The sequence below is a fragment of the Pseudokineococcus basanitobsidens genome (assembly GCF_037482545.1).
Taxonomy (GTDB): Bacteria; Actinomycetota; Actinomycetes; order Actinomycetales; family Quadrisphaeraceae; genus Pseudokineococcus; species Pseudokineococcus basanitobsidens.
This window is the reverse complement of sequence record NZ_JBBIAA010000037.1, coordinates 9,524-17,779: the sequence shown is the minus strand read 5'-3', so window position 1 is coordinate 17,779 and position 8,256 is coordinate 9,524. Positions and strand designations below refer to the sequence as shown.

The following is an 8,256-nucleotide window of genomic DNA, read 5'->3' as shown; positions in this document are numbered from 1 at the left end:
CCACGGTGCGCCTCGAAGACGGCGCAGGGTTGCTGACCTGCGGCGACGCGGAGCCACGACGACCTGTGCCGGTCCCCTCGCGGGGTCAGCCCTTCCGGGCGGCCACGGCGGCGGCGTAGAGGTCGCGGCTCGTCGCCCCGTGCTCGGCGGCGACGGCCCGCGCGGCGTCCTTGAGGCGCTCCCCCGCCTCCGTCCGGGCGAGGACGAGGTCGAGCAGCTCCTGCGGGCCCGGCCGACGCGGACGAGCGCCGGCGACGACGAGCGTGATCTCCCCGAGGAGGGTGCGGTCGGACCAGGCGACCAGGCCGTCGAGGTCGTCGCGGACGACCTCCTCGTACGTCTTCGTCAGCTCCCGGCAGACCGCGGCGCGCCGGTCGCCGCCGAGCACCTCGGCCATGACGGCGAGCGAGGCGGCCAGCCGGTGGGGGGACTCGAAGAAGACCATCGTCCGGCGCTCGCCGGCGAGGTCGGCGAGGACGCCGCGGCGCTCGCCGTCCTTGCGGGGCAGGAAGCCCTCGAAGGTGAAGCGGTCCGTCGGCAGGCCCGAGACGGCGAGCGCAGCGAGGACGGCGGACGGGCCGGGGACGGCGCTGACCGGCAGGTCCGCCGCCACCATCGCCTGCACGAGCCGGTAGCCCGGGTCCGAGACGGACGGCATGCCGGCGTCGCTGACGAGCACGGCCGTCCCGCCGGCGCGCACGACGGCGACGACGTCGTCCGCCCGTGCGGCCTCGTTGTGCTCGTGGCACGAGACGACGCGACCGCGCGGCTCGACGTCGAGCGCCCGCAGCAGCCGGCGCAGGCGCCGCGTGTCCTCGGCGGCGACGAGGTCGGCCGTCGCGAGGAGGTGCGCCAGGCGCGGCGGCGCGTCCCGCGCGTCGCCGATGGGCGTGGCCGCGAGCAGCAGCCGGCCTCCGGGACGCGGGGCGACCGGCGACAGCGACGGGGTGAGCGCGACCGCGTCGGGGTCGTCCTCCGGGTCGTCCTCCGGGTCGTCCTCCGGGTCGTCCTCCGGGCCCTCGTCGGGCCCGTCGGGCAGGACGCCCTCGGGGCGGGGCCCGACGTCGGCGGGGGCGTCGTCGGAGGGGGGCACGCGACCAGTCTCCCAGCGCGCGGGGGTGCGGCCGCGCGGCGAGCGGGCGGCGTCCGCCCGAGCGGCGGTGCCGTCCCGGCGGCCCCACCTAGCATGCGCCGCGTGAGCACGACGTCGGCCGCCCGCCCCGCGGGCTCCCCCGCGCGCGCCGACGCCGGTGCGGACGGCCGCACCGACGACAGCGCCCGGGACGACGGCACCGCCCTGCGGGAGCAGCTCGTCGGCCGCCCGCCCCGCGGGCTCCCCTGCGCGCGCCGACGCCGGTGCGGACGGCCGCACCGACGACGGCGCCCGGGACGACGGCACCCGGGACGACGGCACCGGGGACGACGGCACCGCCCTGCGGGAGCGGCTCGTCGGCCGCCTGCCGGCGGACGGCCTGCGGGGCTGGCTCGGCCCGCTGCTGGTCACGGCGCTGGCCGGGGTCGTGCGGCTGTGGGAGCTCGGCCGGCCGCACCAGCTGGTCTTCGACGAGACCTACTACGTCAAGCAGGCCTACTCGCTGCTGCTCTCGGGCTACGAGCGGGCCTGGCCCGAGGGCGCCGACGCGGCCTTCGCCGCCGGCGACCCCGCCCCCCTGGACCGTGCCGAGTTCCCGGTCCACCCGCCCGCCGGCAAGTGGGTGCTCGCCCTCGGGCAGCTCCTCCTCGGCCAGGACAGCTCCGCGGGCTGGCGCCTCGGGGCGGCGGTGGCCGGGACGCTGTCCGTGCTCATGGTCGCCCGCATCGCCCGGCGACTGCTCTCCTCGACGCTGCTCGGCACCGTCGCCGGGCTCCTCCTCGCCGTCGACGGCCAGCACCTCGTGCACTCCCGCACGGGGCTGCTCGACGTCTTCGTCATGTTCTGGGTGCTCGCGGCGGTCGGCGCCCTGCTGCTGGACCGGGACGCGAGCCGCACGCGCCTGGCGCGGGTCGTCACGACGCGCGGGCCCACCGGCGCCCGCCTGGGCGGGCTGGGGCCCTGGCTGCTCGCCCGGCCGTGGCGGCTGGTCGCGGCGGTCTGCCTCGGCCTGGCGATCGGGACGAAGTGGTCGGGCCTCTACGCCTTCGCCGTCCTCGGCCTCATGACGGTGCTGTGGGACGCCGGCGCCCGCCGCGCCGCCGGCGTGCGGCACTGGTTCGCGGGCGGCGTGCTGAAGGACGGCGTGCCCGCCGCCGTCGGGATGCTGCTCGCGGCCCTCGGCACCTACCTCGCCACCTGGGCCGGCTGGTTCGCCACCAGCGGCGGCCACCTGCGCCAGTACGCCGCCGACCGGCCGGACTACCTGCCGGGCGTGCCCGACGCGCTGGCCTCGCTCTGGCGCTACCACGTCGACATGTACGCCTTCCACGTCGGCCTCAGCAGCAGCCACCCGTACCAGTCGAGCCCCGAGTCGTGGCTCGTGCAGTCGCGGCCGACGTCCTTCTTCTACGAGGCCCCGACCGAGGGCGCCGCCGGGTGCACCGTCGAGGCGTGCTCGCGCGCGATCACGGCGCTCGGCAACCCGGTCGTCTGGTGGGGCGGGTCGCTCGCGCTCGTCGTCCTGCTCGGCGTCTGGGCGCTGCGCCGGGACTGGCGCGCGGGCGCCGTCCTCGCCCCGCTGGCCGGGCTGTACCTGCCGTGGTTCCTCTACCCGGACCGCACGATCTACACCTTCTACACGGTGGCGTTCGTGCCCTACGTCGTGCTGGCGCTGACGATGGTGCTCGGGATGGTGCTCGGACGACCGGGCTCCTCGCCGCGCCGGCGCCGGTGGGGGGCGGCGGTCGCCGGCACGGTCGTCGTGGCGGCCGTGCTCGCCGCGGCCTTCTTCTGGCCGGTGTGGACGGCCGAGACGATCCCCACCGACCACTGGCGCTGGCGGATGTGGTTCCCCAGCTGGATCTGACGCTCCCCGGGCGGGTCGGCGACGTGGGCCCACGGTGCGCCCAGGACGTGCGCCCAGGACAGGCGTTCAGGACGTGGGCGGGGCGGGGCGCGGGCAGTGGTGGCGCCCGAGCGGCACGACCATCGGGGTCCCGGAGACGGGGTCGGGGACGACGTGCGCCTCCAGCCCGTAGACCTCGCGCACCGTCGCGGCCGTGATGACCTCGGCGGGCGTGCCCTCGGCCACGACCCGGCCGTCGCACATGGCGACGATGTGGTCGGCGTAGCGGCAGGCGAGGTTGAGGTCGTGCAGGACCAGGACGACGGTCGTGCCGCGCTGGTTCAGGTCGGCGAGCAGGTCGAGCACCTCGACCTGGTGGGCGAGGTCGAGGAAGGTGGTCGGCTCGTCGAGGAGCAGGACGTCGGTCTCCTGCGCCAGCGCCATGGCGATCCAGACCCGCTGGCGCTGCCCGCCGGAGAGCTCGTCGACCGCACGCGTGGCGAGCCCGTCGGTCGCCGTCCAGGCCAGCGCCCGCGCCACGGCCTCCTCGTCCTCGCGCGTCCAGCGGCGGAACCAGCCCTGGTGCGGGTACCGGCCGCGGCCGACGAGGTCGGCCACGGTGATGCCGCCGGGGGACACCGGGCTCTGCGGGAGGATACCGAGGACCTCGGCGACGGCCTTCGTCGGCATGTCGTGGATCGCCCGCCCGTCGAGCAGGACGGCCCCCGCGCTGGGGTCGAGCAGGCGGGCCATGCCCCGCAGCAACGTCGACTTGCCGCAGGCGTTGGCGCCGACGACGACCGTGACGCGCCCCGGCGGGACCCGCAGCGAGAGGTCCGAGACGACCTCGCGACCGTCGTACCCCAGCCGCAGGCCGCGGGCCTCGAGCTCGTGCTCGCGGCTCCCGCCCGTGGGGGTGGCGGCCGGACGGGCCCCGTCCAGCGGCGGGCGCTCGACGTCCTGCCGGGTCGTCCCCCCCGTCCGCTGCCCGGTCACCGGCGCCACCTCAGCCCGCCGTCCCCGTACGACCCGCCCGGACGAGCAGCCAGAGCAGGTACGGCGCCCCGACGACACCGGTGACGACGCCGACGGGCAGCTGCGGCAGGAGGGGCGCGTGCTGGGCGACGAGGTCGGAGAGCGAGAGCACCAGCGCGCCGACCAGCGCCGCCGCGGGCAGCGCGGCGCGTCCCGGCAGCAGCCGCCGGGCGACGGGCGCGGCGACCAGGGCGACGAAGGCCACCGGCCCGGCCGCCGCGGTGGCGGCCGCCGCCAGCGCGACGGCGAGGACGAGCAGCACCAGCCGCGAGCGCCCGACCCGCAGGCCGAGGCCCGCGGCGGCGTCGTCGCCCACGCCGAGGCCGCCGAGGGCGCGCCCGGCCAGCAGGGCGAGCGGGACGAGGACGGCCGCGGACAGCAGCAGCGGCGTCACGCCGTCCCAGCTCGTCCCGTTGAGACTCCCGGTGAGCCAGACGAGGGCCAGGGACGCCTCGGTGGAGTCGGTCCGGGTCAGCACGAAGCTGACGACCGCGTTGAGCACGGCGGCCGCCCCGATGCCCACGAGCACGAAGCGGTAGCCGGACAGCGTCCCGCGGTGCGACAGGGCGGCGATCGCCAGCGCGGTGGCGAGGGCCCCCAGCCCGGCGGCGGCGGACACGGACAGCCCCTGCAGGCCCAGCCCCAGCAGCGCGACGACGGCGGCGGCGCTCGCGCCGGCGGAGATGCCGATGATGTCGGGGCTGGCGAGAGGGTTGCGCAGCAGCGACTGCAGCAGCGCGCCGGAGAGCCCGAAGCAGGCGCCCGCGACGACGCCCGCCAGCGCCCGCGGCAGCCGCAGCTGGAGGACGACGAGCTCGGCGCCGCCGTCGCCGCGACCGAGGAGCGCGCCGACCACCTCGCCCGGCGTGAGGGGGAAGTCGCCGACGGACAGGGCGACGACGAGCACGACGACGACCAGGGCGCCGAGCACCGACGTCACGGCTCCCGCGCGGGCCGCCGCGGCCCGGCGGCTGCTGCGCACGGCGCGGGCCGCCGCGGCCAGCCGCTCGGGCGCGAGCCCGTCCGGCCTCGCCGGACGGGGAGGTAGTCCGCGCGTCACCGGCACGCCCTGGGTCACGGCGCTCACAGCGCCACCGCCCCGCGGCGGCGGCGCACGAGCAGCACGAGGACCGGGGCGCCGACGACGGCGGTGACGATGCCGACCTGGAGCTCCCCCGGGCGGGCGACGACGCGGCCGAGGACGTCGGCGAGCAGCAGCACCGTCGGCGCGACGAGGGCCGACAGCGGCAGCAGCCACCGGTGCGAGGGCCCCGTGACCGCGCGCACCACGTGGGGGACGGCCAGGCCGAGGAAGGCGACCGGGCCGGCGACCGCCGTCGCCCCGCCGCACAGGAGCACGGCGGCCAGCGCCCCGACGGCCCGGGCGACCCCGGTCCGCTGCCCGAGCCCCCGGGCCACGTCCTGGCCGAGCGAGAGCGCGTCGAGCACCGGGCCCATCGCCAGGGCGAGCACGGCGCCGACGAGGAGGACCGGCAGGACCGCGGCCACGACCGACAGCTCGCGGCCGGACAGGGAGCCGACCTGCCAGAAGCGGAACTGGTCGAAGGTCGCGCTGTCGGTGACGAGGACGGCCGACGTGACCGACAGCAGCATCGCGCTGACCGCCGCCCCCGCGAGCGTCAGCTTGACCGGGGTGGCGCCCTCGCGGCCCGTCGCGGCGACGCCGTGGACGACGACCGCCGCCACGGCGGCGCCGACGAGGGCGAACCAGACGTACCCCGACGGCGACGTCACGCCGAGCACGCTGATGGCCAGGACGACGGCGGTCGCGGCTCCCGCGTTGACCCCGAGGAGGCCGGGGTCCGCGAGCGGGTTGCGGGTGAGCCCCTGCATGAGCGCGCCGGCCAGCCCGAGGGCCGCGCCGACGACCAGGCCCACCACGGTCCGGGGCAGCCGGAGGTCGAGCACGACGAGGTGGTCGGTGACCGAGCGGTCCGGGCGCAGCAGCGCGTCGAGGACGACGGCGGGCGGGACGGCGCGCGAGCCGACCGCGAGGCTCAGCAGCGCCGCGCCGGCCAGCGCCGCCGCCGCGACGACGACCGCCAGCCACAGCGTCCCCGCCCCGTGCCGACGAGCCCCCTGCCGGCGAGCGGACCGCCCGTCGGCGGGCGCGGCGGCGCCGGTCCGGGCCGCGGGGGCGGCCGGGGCGGGAGCGCTCATGGCAGGGAAGCCTAACCTCCTGCCGCCCCGCGGTGGCCGGTCAGCCGGCGAGGCCGTCGACCCGGCGCACCTCGTCGGCGGAGAGCGTGAAGCCGAAGACGTCGGCGTTGGCCTCGATGCGCTCGGGGGTCACCGACTTCGGGATGACGACGACGCCGTGCTCCAGGTGCCAGCGCAGGACGACCTGCTGCGGCGTGACGCCGTGCGCGCGGGCCACCTCGGCGAGGACCGGGTCGTCCATGTCCGTCTTCTTGAAGGGGCTGTACCCCTCGACGACCACGCCGCGCTCGGCGCACGCGTCGAGGAACTGCTGGTCGTGCAGCGCCGGGGCCCACGGCACCTGGTCGACCGCCGGCGCCTCGCCCGTGGCGGCGACGAGCTCGTCGACCTGCGCGGTGCTGTAGTTGCTGACGCCGACGTCGCGGGCCTGCCCGTCGGCCCGGGCGGCGAGGAGCTGCTCCCACGTCTGCGGGCTCGCGCCGCCGGACGGCGGCCAGTGGACGAGCCACAGGTCGACGAAGTCCAGGCCGAGCAGGTCCAGCGAGCGGGACAGGACCTCGCGGGCCCGGCCGGCGTCGTCCGGCGGCAGCTTCGTCGTCACGAAGACCTCCTCGCGCGGGACGCCGGACTCGGCGAGCGCGCGGCCCACCTGGTCCTCGTTGCCGTAGCCGGTGGCGGTGTCGACGTGCCGGTAGCCGACCTCGAGGGCGTGCAGGACGGAGCGGTAGGCGTCGTCGCCCTCGGACTGCCACGTGCCGAGGCCGAGCAGGGGCATGGACCCGCCGCCGGGCAGGCTCGCCGCGGGGCCGGGCAGGGATGTCGTCGCGGTGGTCATGGCCACCACCCTGGTGCCGGGCGCCGCGCGGCGCACGACGTGAGAGCCCGGGCCCGCCGGACGCACGCAGGGCCCGGGCGCGTCGCGCCCGGGCCCTGCCGTCGTGGTGGAGCTGAGGGGACTCGAACCCCTGACCCCCTCGTTGCGAACGAGGTGCGCTACCAGCTGCGCCACAGCCCCGAGGACGTCGGAGACACTACCAGCGCCGGCGCGGTGGCCCTCCCCGTGGAGGCCCGTCAGGCCGAGCGGCGGCGGCGCACCCGCCGGACCGGCGGCGCGTCCTGGGCGGCCGTCGCCGCGGGGGGCGCCGGCTCGCCGGTGGCCGCCGGGGCCCGCACGCCCTCCGCCGCCTGCGCGGCAGCCGCCGCCCGCAGGTCGGCGAGGGGGGTGAGCAGACCGGTGACGACCCCCGTGCGGGGGGCCTGCGACGTCTCCCCCGGGGTCGTCTCCCCCGGCGCCGTCTCCCCCGGCGACGTCTCCCCCGGCGACGTGTCCCCCGGGGCCTGCTCCCCGAGGTCCAGCAGGACGGGCCGCTCCTGCGCCCCCGACGGCGCGGTGGTCGCGGCGCGGTCGGCGCGCGGGACCGTCCGGGCCCCGCGGGTCGCCTGCCGCCGGGCGACCGCGCGACGACGCAGCAGCACGAGGTGGGCCCCGAGCAGGAGCGGTGCCGCGACGGCCGCGGCGGGCGGGAGGACGCCGGACGCGACCAGCACCGCGCTCGTGACGACGGCGACGAGCCAGGCCGAGAGCACCACCGCGTGCACGGCCGCCGCGCCCCTCGCCGTGCGCCCCTCACGACGAGGAGGGCGGGTGCGGGCCGGGCCGCCGCGCGGGCCGGGCACCGGGTCCGGGGTGGGACCACCTGCCGGCTCGACGACCGCGGTCAGGGCGGCGGTCTGCGGCGGGGCGGCGACCTGCGGCGGGGCGGCGGTCGCCGGCGGGACGGGGACGCGCGCGGTCAGGGGGCCGGTCGTGCCGGCGACGAGCAGCGCCGGCCGGGCACGGCTGCCCGCGCAGCGCGGCCGGGGGACGGCGGACCGGCGCTCGAGGACCCGCGCCCCGGCGGTGGCGCGGCGGACGCCGGGGGTCGTGGGGCCGAGCACCGACGGGGACGCGCCCCCCGTCCCCGTCGCGGCGCCGCCGACGGCGCGGGAGCCACCGGCGCGCGGCGTCGGGGTCGACGTCGAGGGCGACAGGGTCGTCGGCCGGCGGTGCGCCCCGCGACCGGCGGCGTGCCAGGCGCCGAGCTCGGCGCGGCGCCGCGCC

7 protein-coding genes and 1 tRNA gene are annotated in these 8,256 nt (G+C 78.6%); 1 reads left to right on the top strand and 7 read right to left on the bottom strand.

From position 1 onward, the window contains the following. Window positions 1-85: 85 nt before the first annotated feature. Window positions 86-1,093 (bottom strand): 16S rRNA (cytidine(1402)-2'-O)-methyltransferase, encoded by a 1,008-nt coding sequence (gene rsmI, locus WDZ17_RS16445; RefSeq protein WP_339576263.1) that lies wholly within the window; start codon window positions 1,091-1,093, stop codon window positions 86-88. A 157-nt stretch (window positions 1,094-1,250) separates the two neighbouring features. Between rsmI and WDZ17_RS16440 the strand changes: the two genes are divergently transcribed. Further along, window positions 1,251-2,960, top strand: a complete 1,710-nt coding sequence (locus tag WDZ17_RS16440) for a dolichyl-phosphate-mannose--protein mannosyltransferase (RefSeq protein WP_339576262.1) — start codon at window positions 1,251-1,253, stop codon at window positions 2,958-2,960. Window positions 2,961-3,026: 66 nt separating this feature from the next. On the opposite strand, the gene WDZ17_RS16435 is transcribed toward WDZ17_RS16440, so the two are convergent. The 6 genes from WDZ17_RS16435 to WDZ17_RS16410 all read right to left on the bottom strand — a co-directional run. Then, on the bottom strand, window positions 3,027-3,881 hold the full coding sequence (locus WDZ17_RS16435) for an ABC transporter ATP-binding protein (RefSeq protein ID WP_422632020.1): 855 nt from the start codon (window positions 3,879-3,881) through the stop codon (window positions 3,027-3,029). Between the two features lie 64 nt (window positions 3,882-3,945). After that, window positions 3,946-5,061, bottom strand: a complete 1,116-nt coding sequence (locus tag WDZ17_RS16430) for a FecCD family ABC transporter permease (RefSeq protein WP_339576260.1) — start codon at window positions 5,059-5,061, stop codon at window positions 3,946-3,948. Further along, entirely contained in the window at window positions 5,058-6,155 is a 1,098-nt protein-coding gene (locus WDZ17_RS16425) for a FecCD family ABC transporter permease (protein WP_339576259.1), read from the bottom strand. The genes WDZ17_RS16430 and WDZ17_RS16425 overlap by 4 nt, the downstream gene beginning before the upstream one ends. A 40-nt stretch (window positions 6,156-6,195) precedes the next feature. Further along, entirely contained in the window at window positions 6,196-6,990 is a 795-nt protein-coding gene (locus WDZ17_RS16420; RefSeq protein ID WP_339576258.1) for an aldo/keto reductase, read from the bottom strand. 104 nt (window positions 6,991-7,094) lie between these two features. Continuing rightward, window positions 7,095-7,170, bottom strand: a tRNA-Ala gene (locus tag WDZ17_RS16415). A 56-nt stretch (window positions 7,171-7,226) separates the two neighbouring features. After that, a partial coding sequence (locus WDZ17_RS16410) for a hypothetical protein (RefSeq protein WP_422632018.1) occupies window positions 7,227-8,256 on the bottom strand: 1,030 nt, incomplete at its 5' end.